Source organism: Chitinophaga sancti (assembly GCF_034424315.1).
Lineage (GTDB): Bacteria > Bacteroidota > Bacteroidia > Chitinophagales > Chitinophagaceae > Chitinophaga > Chitinophaga sancti.
The window spans coordinates 4,442,953-4,458,010 of the sequence record NZ_CP139972.1; the positions used below are offsets into that span (position 1 = coordinate 4,442,953).

The window sequence follows — 15,058 nt, forward strand, 5'->3', positions numbered from 1 at the left end:
TGTTATTTACCGATCACACATGTTCAAGGACCCCAATATTGAAATTCTTCAATTATGGAATAATATTAAAGAAAAAGGATATAATGGCAGTAGAAGCGTATTTTATGAACATCTAAAGGGTATAGTAAGGGTAAGCGTACGTAATCTTACGATTTCTCCTACATCAATTCCTTATTGGTCCGCCCGAAAGGTAAGCATATTACTATACCGTAAGAAAAGACAATTGCCCACCTCCGAAAATGAATTGCTCAATAAATTAAAAACTGCATCAGGGGATATTCAATCTGCGGCATCCTTTGTAAGCAGATTTAGAAATTTAGTAGAGAGAAATAACGGAAGTGGGCTTAAGGATTGGATGGATGATTTAACCAATACTAGTTTAAAAGAGCTTAAAAGTTTTGCGAAAAGATTATTACCAGACTTGACAGCAGTGGTTAATGCTATTTCTTTGACATGGAGTAATGGACAAGTTGAAGGACAAATCAATAAGCTTAAGAGAATAAAACGCCAAATGTACGGGCGGGCTTTAATTTATTGCGAAAACGCCTAGTGCTTCAAATTGATTAACCACCAAAATTGACGAAGAACCATGATGACAGGATTATACACAAGGCTAGGTTCTTATAATTATACACTATAAAAGAACATACATAAAAAAAGATATCCTGTCATTTAATATATGAGATGTTTTATCTGTTCAAAATACATTAAAAGTCAGCAGTTTCCAAAATATGACAAAAATAATGATCCTTGCTTGAAATAAGATAATATTTAATATTCCTAATCTATTAACAAAAAGTGAATCTATATAAACTATATTGCCAGTTTGAGTATTCAACACCTCAAATCTACTTTTATGATATCTCCATCTGAGTTTGCTATATTCCCCGTTATAACCGTTTGTCTTATTAGCTTATTCCTAATTAATAAGTTTGTTAAAATAGCTCCCAGAACAAAAGGAGATTTACCATTGGATGGATTACGAGGTTACATGGCCTTAACTGTTTTTTTACACCATGCAGCTCTCTATTGCAACCTATTGGTCAATGGGCATTGGAGTGTTGAAAATATGAGTGCCTTTGTGCAATTTGGTCAGACAAGTGTATTTATATTTTTTATGATTACAGGTTTTATATTCTTCTCGAAATTAATAGATGCCACGAATAAAACTATTGACTGGCAGAAATATTACGTTGCCAGGTTTCTAAGAATATATCCATTGTACGTCATCGTCTTAATAATGATATTGGTTATAATCGGAAAACTTTCCAATTGGACCCTCTTTCCCCCATTTTCAGATAGGATAATGGAGGTAATATTTTGGCTATTCTTCAGCCAAACAACCTTAAATGATTACCAATATGCTCCAACTATTACTTCTGCTGTTTTATGGAGCCTGTCTAGGGAGTGGCAATTTTATGCTCTTTTCCCGTTGTTAGGAGCTGTTTTTCTACACATAAAAATATCTTTAAAGCTAATTTTATTTTCTATTCTTTTGCTACTGTTGTTCTTCATAATGAATATTCCTGGAGATAAAATGGCCACTATTGAAACCAATAGTCCATTTTTAGTTGGAATATTTGCTGCTTTCTTGGTCAGGAATAAGCACATCCGTCAAATAGGATCAAAAAAAATCGTAGCGCTATTCGTTTTACTAATGATAGTGTTTTCCTATACATATTATCATACAATTTTTTCATTTTTCCCTTATTCACTAATTTCAATATCCTTTATAGCTATAGCTTCTGGGAATTCACTATTTGGCATATTAACAAACTACATTTCCCTTATCCTCGGACAAATTTCCTATAGCATATACCTAATACACCCGGTTTTATTATTTGTTGTATATCATATGTTCCCTCAAATTATTCAATTGGTATCAAGTTCACAACAATCATTTTGGATAGTTACATCAATTGTTGGAGCATTGTTGATGGTAATCTGCTCTTTATCTTTTCGATTCATAGAGAAACCATTTATAGAGATGGGAAGTAAAGTATCAAACCGGATCACTCAAATAAAGAGTGTCTCGTCTCAAACGACTTAATATATCAATTAATTTATGTAAAGCTATTTTCACTATCTCGAAAATGTCTTCTCCTAAAATAGGTTTACAATTTTTGAGGCAAAAAGCTCAAAATTGAACGATTACCTACAAGAATTGTTAAAAGAACATCAATATGATAAAAAATTAAAAGAAGAAGCCATATTTCGAATTTTTTTCGGTGGTGAAGATGTCCGTGATGTACAGGAATCCTTAGGTATCCATGACCATTGTGTAATTATGAATTGGGTAAATACATACCGGAAAAGGATTGAAGATGGCCTGATTTCCATTCCCCCAATGAGTAAGAAACAACAGCAAGACCTGGTGGCGCTTCACCAGAGAATCAAAGAATTGGAGCGTAGTCTTAAAAATGCTAATCTCATGATTCTCTAATTAGACACTATGATCAAAGTAGCAGAAAAAGACCTGAAAATTCCAATAAGAAAAAAGCATCGCACCAAACAGTCCTAAGCATGCGAATAACCAAATTGCAAAGACAGGAGTCGGGTGTCTTTGCAGACTGTTTGGTAAAAGTCGACAGGCGTTTTATAGCAGGGAACATTACATAGAAGAACAAACTGCAGAAGGTGTTCTCGCGTTGGATTTAGTGGCTGCTATAAGACGGGAAATACTAGGTTTGGGCACCCAAAAGCTATATCTTTTATTACGCCATAATCTACGTGTGAATAATTCAGTGAAAGTATACCATGATTTTATCGCAAAGTATACCACCTATTGTAGGGCGCTGGAGTAATAAAATCAACTGTTTTTCTCTTCCTTTAGCGATTCTCCTTTGAGATCTATCTTATGAGCATTTGCAGTCAGCCTGTCACCTATTGCATCTGCAAGAGTAGGTTCATTAATGTACTCATGCCATTTACTGACTAGAAGTTGAGATGTAATTATTGTTGAGCCTTTTGCTAATCGATTTTCCAATATTTGTAACAAGGTCAATCGCATGTCCTGAGATAGAGGTGCCAACCCAAAATCATCGAGGATTAATAGCGGAGTTTTTGCAATCTGGTTTAACCATCTGATATAAGTTCCTTCCAGCTGTGCTGCAGCCAGGCCTTCGACGAACCTGTTCATAGAATAATAGAGGGTACGATAGCCAAGCAGGCATTTCTTCCCATTGCGTAAGCCATAAAACTTTTTCCACAACCAGTAGAACCTGTAATTAAGAGGTTCTCTGCTTTCTCAATATAGGTGCCATCAGATAGTGTTACGAGCATTTCTTTAGTAATGCCTCTGCCAGGAGCACAGTTTACCTGTTCAGGTGTAGCATTATACCTTAGTTTGGATAACCGTAGGTAAAGCTCTGTTCGGTGATGTATAAGGAATTCTGATTCTGCATCTAACAACATTCCAATGACAGTATGCGCTTCTGGTTGTTGTTCTACCGGTAAGCGCATAATAGCCTCATAGCGCTTGCCATTCCGCCAGGTTTAAAGCGCTGCATGGATTCAAGCGAACTTTGATGGTTCATTCTTTTGATTTTGAAGAGTCAATAATAGTGGGATGATATGCTAATGTGTATGCATCAGGATCTCTTAGATTTTGATGTTCTGGTATCCAGAAGAGTTCTGGCTGCACATGTAGTAACTTATCCCTGTTGTTCGTTAGTATATTCTGGATTATTCTATAATTATAGCTGTTGCCTTTTAATGCCATCATACATGCCAGTTCAAGTCTCTCTAAACCATAGTCCTTATATAGCCGTAGTATTCCTCTGCAGGCATTGTATGTTTGTTCCGTAAATTGACTTGCTTTGAACATTCCTTGCATGTAAGCCATCGTATTGGGTCCTATCGTAGCTGCTTTATCCGGAAAGTATTCCGCCGTCCATCCCTGCTGTTCAAAATAGCTGCGATATCCATTGGGCATATGAGGATTTTCTGTAGTAAAGTCGTGTTTACGGTAACTGTGCTTATGTAGTGCTATCCTCTGTAATTGAATATATACTTCTACTATATTGGTATCATATACTGCAGTTACGGTTTTGCCAATATAGATATATGGAACACTGTAGTGATGCCAGTCTTCTCCCAAGGTAATATGGTAGTTCTTTTGAACTTTGGCCGGGGTCCGATGCTTTATGATAAAGGACTCGGCGGGAGTGACTGTAACATGGATTTCTCGTTCTTCTCAAAAAGTTGTTTACGGATATAATCCTTACCTTGGAATAGCTTATGAGTATGTATTTCAAGCTGTTTGGATATGACAGCATTTATTTCTTCAATACTGAAGAAGATCTCATTCCTCAATGGAGCGTATATCCTATGATAAGCAATTTTTACCTCATTTTCTACCGGGGCTTTTTCTTTAGGTTTTCTGACTCTGGCAACGAGCATAGCAATATTATAATGAAGCGCCCATTGTTGAAGGGCATCCGTAAATAAGGGCTCATAAGGACATGGTTGCACTACTACCTGTTTCATATTATCCGTTTTAAAATGAACAAGTACCCCACCAAAGTACTCAAGGCATTTGTTCAATGCATGTATCAAAGGTATTGAAGCATTGGATAGAGCCATTACAAAGCTGTAATCGCTAAAAGGAAGAACTGCAACCAGAACAACGCATTCAACAAGTTCTCCGTTGATTTATTGATGAAGGACATTTTATCTCTGGCAAAATCTATCATCACCATATTTGCTGGCTTATGAACAATCCTCATCGTAGGATTAACAATCTTTGCTGCTGCTTTTAAAAAAATGCAAAATTGAGTGTATCCATAACCATCCGGATTATCCCGCTTATATTCTTCCCATAATAATTGCCTTGTAACGCCAGTGCGCTTCAGCTCAGAAAGCATGTAACCAATTAGTTCATCAAGTGCTTTACGCCGCTCAGGGTCAGGTAAAGGTGCTTGTGCAGTGGGTGGATAGACTATTTTAGAGAGCTCGGCATCAGGTAGCTGTCGAAGTTCCTTAAAGGAGAGCCCGCTTTCAGCTATCCGTTTACCATAGGCGGTAACCGGTTTGCGATTAATCCTGAGCTCCTGCGCAATGCTACGGTAAGAGAAACCTTTTTCCAACAATTGAAGAATGGATCGGATTTGCTGCATTGTTAATACCGTATTAGCCATGCTTTTTTTATTACAAAACAAGGCTTTAGTTTGAAAATGTCAGCAAAATCCCATAGTAAGTGGTATACTTTGCGCCGTAATGACAGCTTAAAAAGCAATAACGACTGGTATACTTTGGACTGAAATCAATCTATGAAATCACCATCGAGTGGTATACTTCGGACTGAAATAATTGGTATACTATTCACTGAAATATCCATCTACGTGAAAGTGGCATCAAAATGGGCCGGGATAAACTTCACAAACTCCTTTCAACTAACAATCTATTAATTAAGAGACGGAAGTATTTACCTCATACTACGAATTCTAAGCATTGGATGAAAAAGTATCCTAATTTGGTTAAAGAGATGGAAATCAGAGAGACTGAATAGGTTTGTGTAAGCGATTTAACATATATCTGTGTTGGTCGCGACTTTAATTATCTTTCTTTAAAAACAGATGCACACTCAAGAATGATAGTTGGATACTGTTTGAACCCATTTCTAACTGCAGACGGTTGTTTGAATGCATTAAAATGACGGTAAGCTTATTCATCATTCAGACTGCAGTTCTCAATACTGTAGTTTTGATTATGTAAGAAAGCTCAGGGAACTAAGAATTGAGAATCGGAATAAATATGACTGAAAATGGGGATCCGTATGAAAATGCTGTGGCTGAGAGAATAAATGGAGTATTGAAAATAGATTTCAACTAAACAGAGTATTCAAATCTCATGCAGAAGTGATCTTAGCAACCCAGGCAGCCATTCAAAACTATAATCTTCTTGTGATTATTTGACATCTCATGAAGCTTATCAATTAGATAAGCCATTGAAGAAACATTGGAAAAGAAGGCGAAATTATCATAAAGAACAGGAATCGCAGCAGAGTTGTAAAATTTAAATAAATTGATTATCAATACGAAGTAACTATATTGGGTGCTCACAAATACTGTAAATTCATATACGTACGAAAATGAAAGTATCTTATAATCATTTATATTTTGTCATCCTATAAATGTCTATCGAGATGTAAACTTTATTTACTTCCCAAACTGTAAACTTTTTTCAGGACTTGACAATATGTAAAGTTTAAGCCGGACAAGACAGGTCATGGATTCTTAAGGATCTCTAGACATCATGGACATCATCACCACCAAAAAGAATCCGAAAAATGGCTTCTTCTATTAATTTTTAATCATATTGATGTCATTTTTAACAATTCTTGTAGGTAATCGTTCATTTTGAGCTTTTTGCCTCAAAAACTGTAAACCTATTTTAAGAGAAGATATACTCTTATTTTCCGAAAACAGTATTGCCAATTTCTGATCATACGAAGAACCAACATGTACAAGAATATTCAAAAATTTATAGATGTAATTTAGATGAATTGAAACGAGAAAAGGGATGACGTGATATCCAAATCGCCAACGCTCCAAGAACTAAAAATGCACTATTAAGAATGAGATGGTCTTTCCATGACAATAATGAAATTATTCCTCCGCAGCTACAAGGTATATGCTTACTAAAATTCATTATTAAAATAATGTAGGTTGTAAAAAACGTCATTAGTATCAAGGCAAAATATAATCCCTTAATCCTCCACTTTGGAAATAATAGCATAATCGATATAACGATTTCTGATATTGGAACGATCCAAGCGATTACTCTTCCGAAAGGGGCTAGAAGTGTTGATTCTGAGATTTGTTCCCTAAATAAAGAAAAATCTAAAAATTTACTGGTTGCTGTATAGATAAATAGTAGAACAAATAAAAAAGCAACACAATCAACAAAAACAGATCTTTTCATAAATTACAACAATTGAACAAAATTATAAATTTAAGTCCATTAAAGGGTTTAGAATTAGGAGCACAAGAATTATTTTGAAGTTTTGAAATGATATTGTAAAACCCTTATTTACAATTGGAAGAGGAAAATGCCAAGCTATATTGTATTGCAGCATTTAAAAATGATCCGATCTGGAATATCATAGGAAAAATTTTGGCGGTCATTTATATACCCTCACCCAAATGAATAAGATTATACTTATAATAAACGACAATTAATACAGTTTGTCATCTAAGCAAGACTAGGGTGCATGAGCTAATTAGGCATAAAGATGTACATTTACCAATCCCCAAGCATATAAAATCTTTCTTCACAGTGAGTCGTACTTTTTCACAATTGTATTTAAGTTAGAGATTTTTCATTGACCTTTGTAAGCTTGAGGTCCTCCCCTATTTGAGTTCAAGGAATATTAGAATTTCAGCAGTTAATTTCTAAATTTATATTCGAATATTTTATAGTACCTTCTATCGGTTACATGGTACCATCTTAAAAAGTGTCAACTATTAATCGAAAACAACAATCATTAGATGAAATAGAGTGAATTGGATATTTCAGTAACAGTGGCTCTTCTTCAATTTTGGTGGAAAATTTACGGGTTGTAGATTGCACAACAAAGAGTAACAAGCCCCAATGATTTCCGTTTTTTTTGTATTCGAAAGAAATGCTCCTTTTAATATTAAATCATTTAGCTAGGCTGAAAATCAGATACAGCTTCAGGTTGAAAGCCGCCATAAAGCTGGTTGCTGTCCAGATTGTAATAAAAAGAGTAATAGCGCACATAGTTATTATTACAGGAAAATTAAGGACTTGCCTTCCTGTGGTAAAGCTGTTACTATACTTCTGCGCTCAAGAAAATTTTACTGCAGGAATAAAAATTGTCGTAGGAAGATATTTACTCAATGGTTTTCTAATGAGCTAAAACCCTATTTATGTATGAGCGAAAGACTCGTTAAGAAGGTGTTTAAAACGGGTCTATTAACAGGGAGTAATGTGGGCTCAAAATTAAGTATGCTGCACTCCATAAGGATTAGTGCGTCAAGCATTCTCAGATTAATCCATAAAGCTCCTCTTATTAAGTTCCAAGTGCCTGAAGTATTGGGAATTGATGATTGGGCGTATAAAAAAAGAATTAAATATGGGTCCGTTATTGTTGATCTGGAGCGGCATCGAATTATCGATTTGTTACCTGACCAAAAGGCCTTAATAGTTAAAAAATGGTTTATAGATAATCCGGGAGTGAAAATTGTTAGTAGGGATAGGTTCTCAAATTATACGCGGGGGGGTAACAGACAGCTGCCCCGATGCTATCCAGATAGCAGATCGGTTTTATCGGCTCCGGAATCTGGGAGATTCATTGAAGAACTACCTTGAACAAAATTTTAAAATATACAAGACAATACTTCAATCCAGACAGAATGAAAATTTGAGTGTAGAGGTAGAAATAATTGAGCCATCACGGGAATGACCTCCTAACTCATCCAACTACCAGAAGCAGTTATTGCGTATGGAAGAAATATATAAAAGATCTTCCAAAGGAGAATCCGCCAGGCATATAGCCAGGATAATAAAGATTAATAGAGAAACAGTTACAAGTTACCTGAGACTTCATGAACCTCCTAAGAAGCATTCGCTAGCACAAATATCATTTACGCCATTCACTCAATATCTAAGGGAACGAATTATGGATAACATCCATTTAACATCCCGTACGTTAATAAGCGAAATACGAGAATTAGGCTATAAAGGATGGGATACAGCTGCCTATAATTTCATCAGAAATTGTGTTGTATAAATTCAGATGTAAATGAGCCTACACTTCCTAAACATCTGTGACGCCCATCAAAGGCTGAGGTGTACCCAAAAGTTAGGACAGGGGTTTTGCAAGTTAAGAAAGTCCTACGCTTTGGCAAAGAATACTGTCGTACTCGTTGCGGCCTAATAGGATTTCGGAAGATGATACGGCAGTACTCTTTGTCAAAGCAGCGCGGAGCGCAGGTTTCGGCAGATCAATTCCAGTATACAATTCTATAGGTCTTTTGTACCCTATTCCCTGATGAATCCTTTGCTCGTTATAGAACAGGAAAAATCGCTTCAAACCCTTCATCAGATTGTATGGCGTGGTGTAACCATGTAGATAAATGTTCTCGTATTTCAGTGTCCTCCACAGTCTTTCCACGAAGATATTATCAATCGCTCTCCCTTTGCTATCCATCGATATTTTGATCTTGTTTTTCTGCAATACACGTAGGTAAATCTCTGACGTAAACTGGCTACCCTGGTCACTATTCATGATCTCCGGAACACCGTATTTCTCTATCGCATCTTCAACAATTCCAGCACACCATTCAGCAGTCATCTGGTTGTTTATTCCCCAGCCAACTACATACCTGGAATACCAGTCAATCACTGCTGCACAGTACATAAAGCCCGTCTCCATTGGAATATACGTGATGTCAATACTCCAGACGTGGTTCGGTCTGAGTACTTCTAACCCTCCCAACAAATAGGGGTATTTAAGGCTTATAGGATCGGGTCTGGATGTTCTTGGAGTGCAGTAGGCAGTTTTCCATCCGACGGTCTGCATGAGCCTCTTAATGCGCTTTACGTTGACTTTGTACCCTACCTCTACCAACAGCACTTTTAAGCGCCTGGCGCCGTAAAAAGGTACACTCATGTACTGCTCGTCCAGGTAACGCATGATAGCCAGGTTTTCCATGCTTTCCTCTGCTGGCTTATAATACACAGCACTGCGATGTATTGAAAATAGTCTGCATTGTGCAACGATAGATAGTGTTGGATGATTGCAGTCGATCAGCGCCAGTCGATGCTTTGGGGGTATCACCGTATTTTTTTTAAGTGTGTTGATCTCCAGCGCCTGCTGACCGATCAACTGTTGTTGCTCATCTATGATAGCTTGTTTATCGTCATAGACATCCACTCTGCCCTTGACGAAAAGGGTGTGTGCCTGCTCTTTGATAATGTTGCGCCATAGATTTACCTGTGTTTTGTTAACGCCGTGATGCTTTGCAACTGCTTCGGCTGTAGATAGCAGGGAAAGGGCTTCCAGAGCGACTGTGGCCTTGAATACTGGATCGTAACTTTTCTTTGCGGTTTTTTTAAGTTTTGACATTTTGGTTAAGGTGTTGATTAGTTTATACTAAGCACACCTGTCTAAAATTTGGGGAACACCATAGGCATCCTTACTATTATCAATGCCATCTTCTATACTTACTGAAATTGAGAACGAAGTTGTCGACACATTATGTGATGCAGTTCCTGACATAAAGAAGTCATGTTTTTTATCTAGGGAATTCAAGTGGATAATTCAGTGAAAGTGGTTCTTCGTCAATTTTGGTGATAATCTTAACTTGGATAATTTAATCTAGTTGCATAACTAGCCTGTGTTTTAGAAGTTCCAAACTACATCTTCCATACATTTGACGTTTAATCGTTTTCAGTTTATTGATTTGCACCTCAACCTGGCCGTTACTCCATTTCAATAAAATCGCATTATGTACCGCTGTAAAATCAGATAATATGCCCTTCGCAAAAGATCTAATTTCGGAGGTAGTACATTTAAGAGCTTTTTCCATCCAGTTCTCAAAACGTTTAGTTAGTTTACCTCTCTTTAAAACCAGCAACTTCTGAATTGTCGTGATAAAACGCATGCTTGCCTGATATCAGGTACTGCTGAATACAAGTTTTTGACAACTTCTTTCTCAACCGGACTCAGTTTTGAAGGAGATTTAGACAAAAGTAAGGCAGCTCTGGTCGGAAAGTATAAAGATTAATTAAGTGGATGTAAGAGCGTTCCTGTCTGCAAATTAAAGTTTTCCTTTAAAAATTTATATGCGGTGGTTTGTCCTCCACTATATCCCATTCTCCGTAACTCACCAATCAAATATTTTCTGGTGGCACCCTCACTGGACCGAATAATTTCAAGGATCTGATCTGTAAATTCCGAAAAATCAAATTTCTTAGGCAGCGATTTCTCAGGAGGTTCTTCCAGCCGTAAATATTTGGCTACGGTTTCTCTATTAAGCTTTACCGCCAAGGCAATTTCACGAAGCGATTCACCATTTAATTGTCGAGGAACTTTTACTAACATTATGTATCCTACTTATCCTATTACCGACATTACCACCAGCTAATAACCCAGTTCGATCGCTCATGCGGGAATATGGCTTGATTTGATTATAAAACCGCTCGGTGAACATTCCCCGATCACATATCACATTTTTACAGAAGAATTCCTTACAATTTAAATTAATTAATACTTTATTACGCCAAACTGGTAAATCCTTTATTTTCCTGCTATAGTAGCTATGTACGGCGGAACTTTTCTGAGAGCATTTAGAGCATTTATCCGCCTTAAATCTAGATTATATTTGTACGTTTATTGAATTATTTATAATATTTACGGCTTTTGTATTAAATGGCTTATTCCAATAATAGAAAAGAAATCCGAAATTCATTTGGGGTTTTACGTTATACTTTATTCAAATATAAATGAACATTATCTATCACCCCAATTGACGAAGAACCACTATTCACTGAAATATCCATTCAGAATTATGGTAATTCGTAAAAAAGGACGAAAATTCTGAGGATGGATATCTAAAGCGATAATATCGGGTGTCAAAGAAATATGCTCATTTGTCAAAGGTCTGCAATCTGATTTTTCTGTGGTAGAAAATGCAATGCTTCTTCCCTGGAGCAATGGTCAGGTTGAGGTACAGATAAACAAAATGAAAACGCTGAAAAGGCAATTGTACGGCAGAGCAAGTTTTGCACTACTAAGAAAAATGCTCATTCTTCAAGCTGATAGATAATTTTAACACATTAGGCTCCACCAAAATTGACAAAGAGCAACTATTCGCTAAAATTTCCAGTGAATATGTTTTTCTAATAAAATTGTCCTTATTTAACAAGTTTACTTTCTCAATCCTAAATATTCACCAAACATAAATAGATAAATTTACAATAGAAAATCACTAAATTTTATTCCAATATTTCAATTCAGAAAATATTCTTTTTAATTTCTCTTTTGATCTTAAAATAAGATTTTATCGCGATAAAAGTTAACGAAAACTATCGTCTGCAGTTCAGTTAACTGATTTCATTTCAAGCAGATATTAATAATATAAATTTAGCTTTTTCAAAAAAAGCAATTAATACTATGAAAAAAGCAAATATTATTCTCAGTGCTATTGGTTTATTAAGCGTTATTGGAGGTGCATTAGCGTTTAAAGCCCAACACAGATTTAGTGGTACTCTCTTCTGTTATACCACTGTTGGTAACATTAGCGGTGTATTCGCTCCTGTATTAACTACAAGGTATACAACAACAAGTCCAAAAGGTACATTATTCTGTACCGTTCCAGAAGGAACTAATACTTATAAAAGAATTCAAGTTGCAGCATCCAATTAACTTAAAATTTAATTTTTAGTTAAAACACAGGACTATATGGTTACCTTCTATTAACATAGAGGTAACCATATAAAAAATTAATCAAATTGGAAATACCGTTCTTTCAATAAAACACGAAAAATGTTTCATTAATTAAACTATTGGAGATAAAGTAATCGTTCGAACAACGATTTAGATGAATATTCATATGAGTTACTTCTATAGGAAAAATATTTTTGTATCAGCTTTTAGATAAATCTATAAAACTGTGGGGAGATAGCCCAGTAAGCCTAGAGAAAAATTTCTCATCCCAATATAATCATGAAAATTTCAGGACTCATAGAAACCACATTTTCATCATCCTATGCAGGAGAATCTGGTAATTAATATTTCTATCAAGGCTACATTTTTTTGAAAAATTTATACAAATAGAAGGCCCAATATAATGTAGAATCCAATAAATTGCTGTACGCGAAAGAAATTGAAGAAAATACCAAACTAAGATATATCATATCCAATAATACGTATGAAAATCATGTTGTATGAAATGTATTCAAAAATGTTTGGCCACGTGATGATAAAAAACAATTAACCAGTTCTTGGAGTAGGACAGTTTGTAAAGGCTAAAATCGCAGGTCTTCCTAAGTAAACATTACGGTACAAATTGAATACCTAAAGAGGTATTTACATGAATAGACACGCTGGATAAACTTGTATAGAAAGATCCTACTATTGGTTTATCGAAGTGTTATCATTGTTTGAGAAAAAGTTCATTAACGTTAATATAAGCTTTTTTAGAGCTTATAACCATTTAAAATGGTATATCAGACATTAAATCAAATAAAAATTACCTAAACGGTTAAAATATCTACTGAATGTTACCATATCAGTTAAGCAGATTTAGAACATGTGCTTCAATCACACATAATCTCTCTGATAAAAGACTTTACCCGTTGTTGAATGTTATTGGTTATTATAACCGTGAATAATTGTGGATTTAAATTGATGGATCTTTACTAGGCCTCACAGTTATAAAAATACGGATATTGGGAAAGGTTGTTAAGATGTGCGATAAGCCAACAAGGACAAAAATAGAAAACGGGCCTGGTTTATTTGCAATCAGCTGAAATAGTGATGAAAGAAAAATATTTATAGTTTATACAGCCATGTAAATCAGTTCAAAATACTTTTATCGAACACAATATCGGCTTACTAAAAATAAAACTTCTGGATCCTTATCAGATTTTAGGCCCGCTAAAGTACAAACAATGGTGGCAAATAACAATATGACTGCAATATTTCAAACAATAAAAACCAACTGAATTTTTCTTCTTCTAAGGTTTAGATAAGAGATTATCGAACTCTAATCTCGGCAAAACTAATTAAAGGTGAATTTCTTGATTCAAGCGATTTATTTTCCCTAGATATGCCCTAGTTTGACGGACACTAAGTTAAGATAGAAAAAATCTTAATTTAGTATATATGTCAAAGAGAAAGACTTACAGTAAAGAGTTCAAAGAAGAAGCCCTTCGTCTGGCATCTAAATCCGGTATTACGCAGGTGGCTCTGGATCTTGGCGTTCATCCTAACATGCTTTATGTTTGGAAAAAACAGCAAGAGCAACAAACGAACAAAGCTTTTCTTGGGCAAGGGAACTTAGCTGATCAGGAAATGATTAAACTGCAGAAGGAAAATGCATGCTTGAAAGAAGAGGTGGAGATCCTAAAAAAAGTAGCAGGTATCTTTCCAGATCGCTCCGGGAGAGATATTATGTGATTAACCAATTATCGGAACAGTATAGCACCAGAATTTTGTGTAAGGTATTATGTTGCAGTGTTAGTGCCTACTACAGCTAGATGAAGGGCGAATCCGGAAAGTGTGAACAACATAAGCGACGTTTAACAGAATTAATAAGGACCACATATTTCGGATCTAAAAAGACATATGGAAGTCCTCGCATTTATAAAACACTAAAAGCTGAATCAGTAAGCTGTAGTCGATCTCATATTATCAGGATCATGCAGCAACAGGGATTGGTTGGAATACAAAGAAGAAAGTTCTGTGTAACTACTGATGCTAATCATCAATTACCTATTGCTGATAATTGCTTAATCGCAATTTCAAAGCTGAAAAAGTCAATCAGAAATTGGGGATCCGACATCACTTACATCAGAACCAATGAAGGTTGGCTTTACCTGGCAGTGATAGTAGACTTATTCTCAGAAAGATAGTTGGATGGTTAATGGATAAAAACTTGAAGACAGACCTGGTTTTAACGGCATTAAGGATGGCAATCCGTTCCAGAAAGCCTAATCCGGGATTAATGCTTCATTCGGATCGTGGAGTTCAATATGCAAGCTATAAATATCAGTGTGAGCTTGTAAGGTTCAAAATAATATGCAGTATGAGCAGAAAGGGAAACTGTTGGGATAATTCGGTAGCAGAAAGTTTCTTTTCTTCTTTAAAACGAGAGTTGATCTATCCTGAAGGTATCTTTAAAACCGTCAATGATGCCCGCAGTGCAATTTTTAGCTATATAGAGGGCTTCTACAATACTAGTCGGAAGCATTCATTTCTAGGCTATCTTTCGCCCGATGAATTTGAATTAACCGGCCAAGAGCGGATATTGAAAAATGTAGCTTAACTAAGTGTCCGTATTTCTAGGTCAAGCCCCCCTTTACGCCT

Annotated in this window: 17 protein-coding genes and 3 pseudogenes; 10 read left to right on the forward strand and 10 right to left on the reverse strand. The window is 35.8% G+C overall.

Features of this window, described 5'->3' with window-relative positions; genetic code table 11:
• Positions 1–19 precede the first annotated feature (19 nt).
• From U0033_RS16985 to U0033_RS16995, 3 genes are all read left to right on the forward strand, one after another.
• Positions 20–550 carry a transposase gene (locus U0033_RS16985; protein WP_072366498.1) on the forward strand — a complete coding sequence of 177 codons (531 nt, stop codon included), beginning with the start codon at positions 20–22 and terminating at the stop codon, positions 548–550.
• 306 nt (positions 551–856) lie between these two features.
• Entirely contained in the window at positions 857–2,050 is a 1,194-nt protein-coding gene (locus tag U0033_RS16990; protein WP_072366500.1) for an acyltransferase family protein, read from the forward strand.
• A gap of 93 nt (positions 2,051–2,143) precedes the next feature.
• A complete protein-coding gene (locus U0033_RS16995; protein ID WP_072366502.1) occupies positions 2,144–2,443 on the forward strand; it encodes a transposase in 300 nt (99 codons plus the stop codon).
• A gap of 366 nt (positions 2,444–2,809) precedes the next feature.
• On the opposite strand, the pseudogene U0033_RS33345 reads toward U0033_RS16995, so the two are convergent.
• The 6 genes and pseudogenes from U0033_RS33345 to U0033_RS33355 all read right to left on the reverse strand — a co-directional run bounded on the left by U0033_RS33345 (position 2,810) and on the right by U0033_RS33355 (position 6,924).
• Positions 2,810–3,462: pseudogene (locus U0033_RS33345) on the reverse strand (ATP-binding protein).
• 70 nt (positions 3,463–3,532) lie between these two features.
• Positions 3,533–3,934 (reverse strand): hypothetical protein, encoded by a 402-nt coding sequence (locus U0033_RS17005; RefSeq protein WP_143150994.1) that lies wholly within the window; start codon positions 3,932–3,934, stop codon positions 3,533–3,535.
• Positions 3,935–4,006: 72 nt separating this feature from the next.
• Positions 4,007–4,183 (reverse strand): annotated as a pseudogene (locus U0033_RS33350) (Mu transposase domain-containing protein); the annotation flags it as partial.
• Entirely contained in the window at positions 4,144–4,488 is a 345-nt protein-coding gene (locus tag U0033_RS17010) for a hypothetical protein (protein WP_245801891.1), read from the reverse strand. The pseudogene U0033_RS33350 and the gene U0033_RS17010, both read right to left, overlap by 40 nt.
• A gap of 95 nt (positions 4,489–4,583) precedes the next feature.
• Positions 4,584–5,138, reverse strand: coding sequence for a transposase (locus tag U0033_RS17015; protein ID WP_072366508.1), 555 nt, complete (start codon positions 5,136–5,138; stop codon positions 4,584–4,586).
• Between the two features lie 1,345 nt (positions 5,139–6,483).
• The gene (locus U0033_RS33355; RefSeq protein ID WP_072366510.1) at positions 6,484–6,924 is read right to left on the reverse strand and encodes a MauE/DoxX family redox-associated membrane protein; all 441 of its coding nucleotides are present in this window, start codon (positions 6,922–6,924) and stop codon (positions 6,484–6,486) included.
• A gap of 744 nt (positions 6,925–7,668) precedes the next feature.
• Between U0033_RS33355 and U0033_RS33360 the strand changes: the two are divergent.
• Positions 7,669–7,773, forward strand: a pseudogene (locus U0033_RS33360) (hypothetical protein); the annotation flags it as partial.
• Between the two features lie 123 nt (positions 7,774–7,896).
• Positions 7,897–8,334: a transposase gene (locus U0033_RS17020; protein WP_143150995.1), complete on the forward strand. Its 438-nt coding sequence runs from the start codon at positions 7,897–7,899 to the stop codon at positions 8,332–8,334.
• A 514-nt stretch (positions 8,335–8,848) separates the two neighbouring features.
• Here the strand turns inward: U0033_RS17020 and U0033_RS17025 are convergent.
• From U0033_RS17025 to U0033_RS33370, 4 genes are all read right to left on the reverse strand, one after another.
• Positions 8,849–10,093: an IS3 family transposase gene (locus tag U0033_RS17025; protein ID WP_072366514.1), complete on the reverse strand. Its 1,245-nt coding sequence runs from the start codon at positions 10,091–10,093 to the stop codon at positions 8,849–8,851.
• Between the two features lie 247 nt (positions 10,094–10,340).
• Positions 10,341–10,631 (reverse strand): transposase, encoded by a 291-nt coding sequence (locus U0033_RS33365; RefSeq protein WP_072366516.1) that lies wholly within the window; start codon positions 10,629–10,631, stop codon positions 10,341–10,343.
• 119 nt (positions 10,632–10,750) lie between these two features.
• Entirely contained in the window at positions 10,751–11,071 is a 321-nt protein-coding gene (locus U0033_RS17030) for a hypothetical protein (protein WP_072366518.1), read from the reverse strand.
• Positions 11,037–11,270, reverse strand: coding sequence for a hypothetical protein (locus tag U0033_RS33370; protein WP_407654245.1), 234 nt, complete (start codon positions 11,268–11,270; stop codon positions 11,037–11,039). Before U0033_RS33370 ends, U0033_RS17030 begins: the two co-directional genes overlap by 35 nt.
• Before the next feature lie 360 nt (positions 11,271–11,630).
• On the opposite strand from U0033_RS33370, the gene U0033_RS33375 reads away from it, so the two are divergent.
• The 5 genes from U0033_RS33375 (at position 11,631) to U0033_RS17045 (ending at position 15,017) form a co-directional block, all read left to right on the forward strand.
• Complete coding sequence (locus U0033_RS33375; protein WP_407654246.1) at positions 11,631–11,795, forward strand: hypothetical protein; 165 nt, start codon at positions 11,631–11,633, stop codon at positions 11,793–11,795.
• A gap of 347 nt (positions 11,796–12,142) precedes the next feature.
• Positions 12,143–12,394: a hypothetical protein gene (locus U0033_RS17035; RefSeq protein WP_072366521.1), complete on the forward strand. Its 252-nt coding sequence runs from the start codon at positions 12,143–12,145 to the stop codon at positions 12,392–12,394.
• Positions 12,395–13,855: 1,461 nt separating this feature from the next.
• Positions 13,856–14,149: a transposase gene (locus U0033_RS17040; RefSeq protein WP_072366523.1), complete on the forward strand. Its 294-nt coding sequence runs from the start codon at positions 13,856–13,858 to the stop codon at positions 14,147–14,149.
• An 80-nt stretch (positions 14,150–14,229) separates the two neighbouring features.
• The gene (locus U0033_RS33380; protein ID WP_083571924.1) at positions 14,230–14,604 is read left to right on the forward strand and encodes an IS3 family transposase; all 375 of its coding nucleotides are present in this window, start codon (positions 14,230–14,232) and stop codon (positions 14,602–14,604) included.
• An 11-nt stretch (positions 14,605–14,615) separates the two neighbouring features.
• Complete coding sequence (locus U0033_RS17045) at positions 14,616–15,017, forward strand: IS3 family transposase (protein ID WP_083571925.1); 402 nt, start codon at positions 14,616–14,618, stop codon at positions 15,015–15,017.
• Positions 15,018–15,058 lie beyond the last annotated feature (41 nt).

Excerpts from the sequence above, each read along its gene's own strand:
- U0033_RS16985 (WP_072366498.1), top strand. The coding sequence starts at position 20 with ATGTTCAAGGACCCCAATATTGAAATTCTTCAATTATGGAATAATATT.
- U0033_RS16990 (WP_072366500.1), top strand. The coding sequence starts at position 857 with ATGATATCTCCATCTGAGTTTGCTATATTCCCCGTTATAACCGTTTGT.
- U0033_RS17005 (WP_143150994.1), bottom strand. The coding sequence starts at position 3,934 with ATGCCCAATGGATATCGCAGCTATTTTGAACAGCAGGGATGGACGGCG.
- U0033_RS17010 (WP_245801891.1), bottom strand. The coding sequence starts at position 4,488 with ATGAAACAGGTAGTAGTGCAACCATGTCCTTATGAGCCCTTATTTACG.
- U0033_RS17015 (WP_072366508.1), bottom strand. The coding sequence starts at position 5,138 with ATGGCTAATACGGTATTAACAATGCAGCAAATCCGATCCATTCTTCAA.
- U0033_RS33355 (WP_072366510.1), bottom strand. The coding sequence starts at position 6,924 with ATGAAAAGATCTGTTTTTGTTGATTGTGTTGCTTTTTTATTTGTTCTA.
- U0033_RS17020 (WP_143150995.1), top strand. The coding sequence starts at position 7,897 with ATGAGCGAAAGACTCGTTAAGAAGGTGTTTAAAACGGGTCTATTAACA.
- U0033_RS17025 (WP_072366514.1), bottom strand. The coding sequence starts at position 10,093 with ATGTCAAAACTTAAAAAAACCGCAAAGAAAAGTTACGATCCAGTATTC.
- U0033_RS33365 (WP_072366516.1), bottom strand. The coding sequence starts at position 10,631 with ATGCGTTTTATCACGACAATTCAGAAGTTGCTGGTTTTAAAGAGAGGT.
- U0033_RS17030 (WP_072366518.1), bottom strand. The coding sequence starts at position 11,071 with ATGTTAGTAAAAGTTCCTCGACAATTAAATGGTGAATCGCTTCGTGAA.
- U0033_RS17035 (WP_072366521.1), top strand. The coding sequence starts at position 12,143 with ATGAAAAAAGCAAATATTATTCTCAGTGCTATTGGTTTATTAAGCGTT.
- U0033_RS17040 (WP_072366523.1), top strand. The coding sequence starts at position 13,856 with ATGTCAAAGAGAAAGACTTACAGTAAAGAGTTCAAAGAAGAAGCCCTT.
- U0033_RS33380 (WP_083571924.1), top strand. The coding sequence starts at position 14,230 with ATGAAGGGCGAATCCGGAAAGTGTGAACAACATAAGCGACGTTTAACA.
- U0033_RS17045 (WP_083571925.1), top strand. The coding sequence starts at position 14,616 with ATGGATAAAAACTTGAAGACAGACCTGGTTTTAACGGCATTAAGGATG.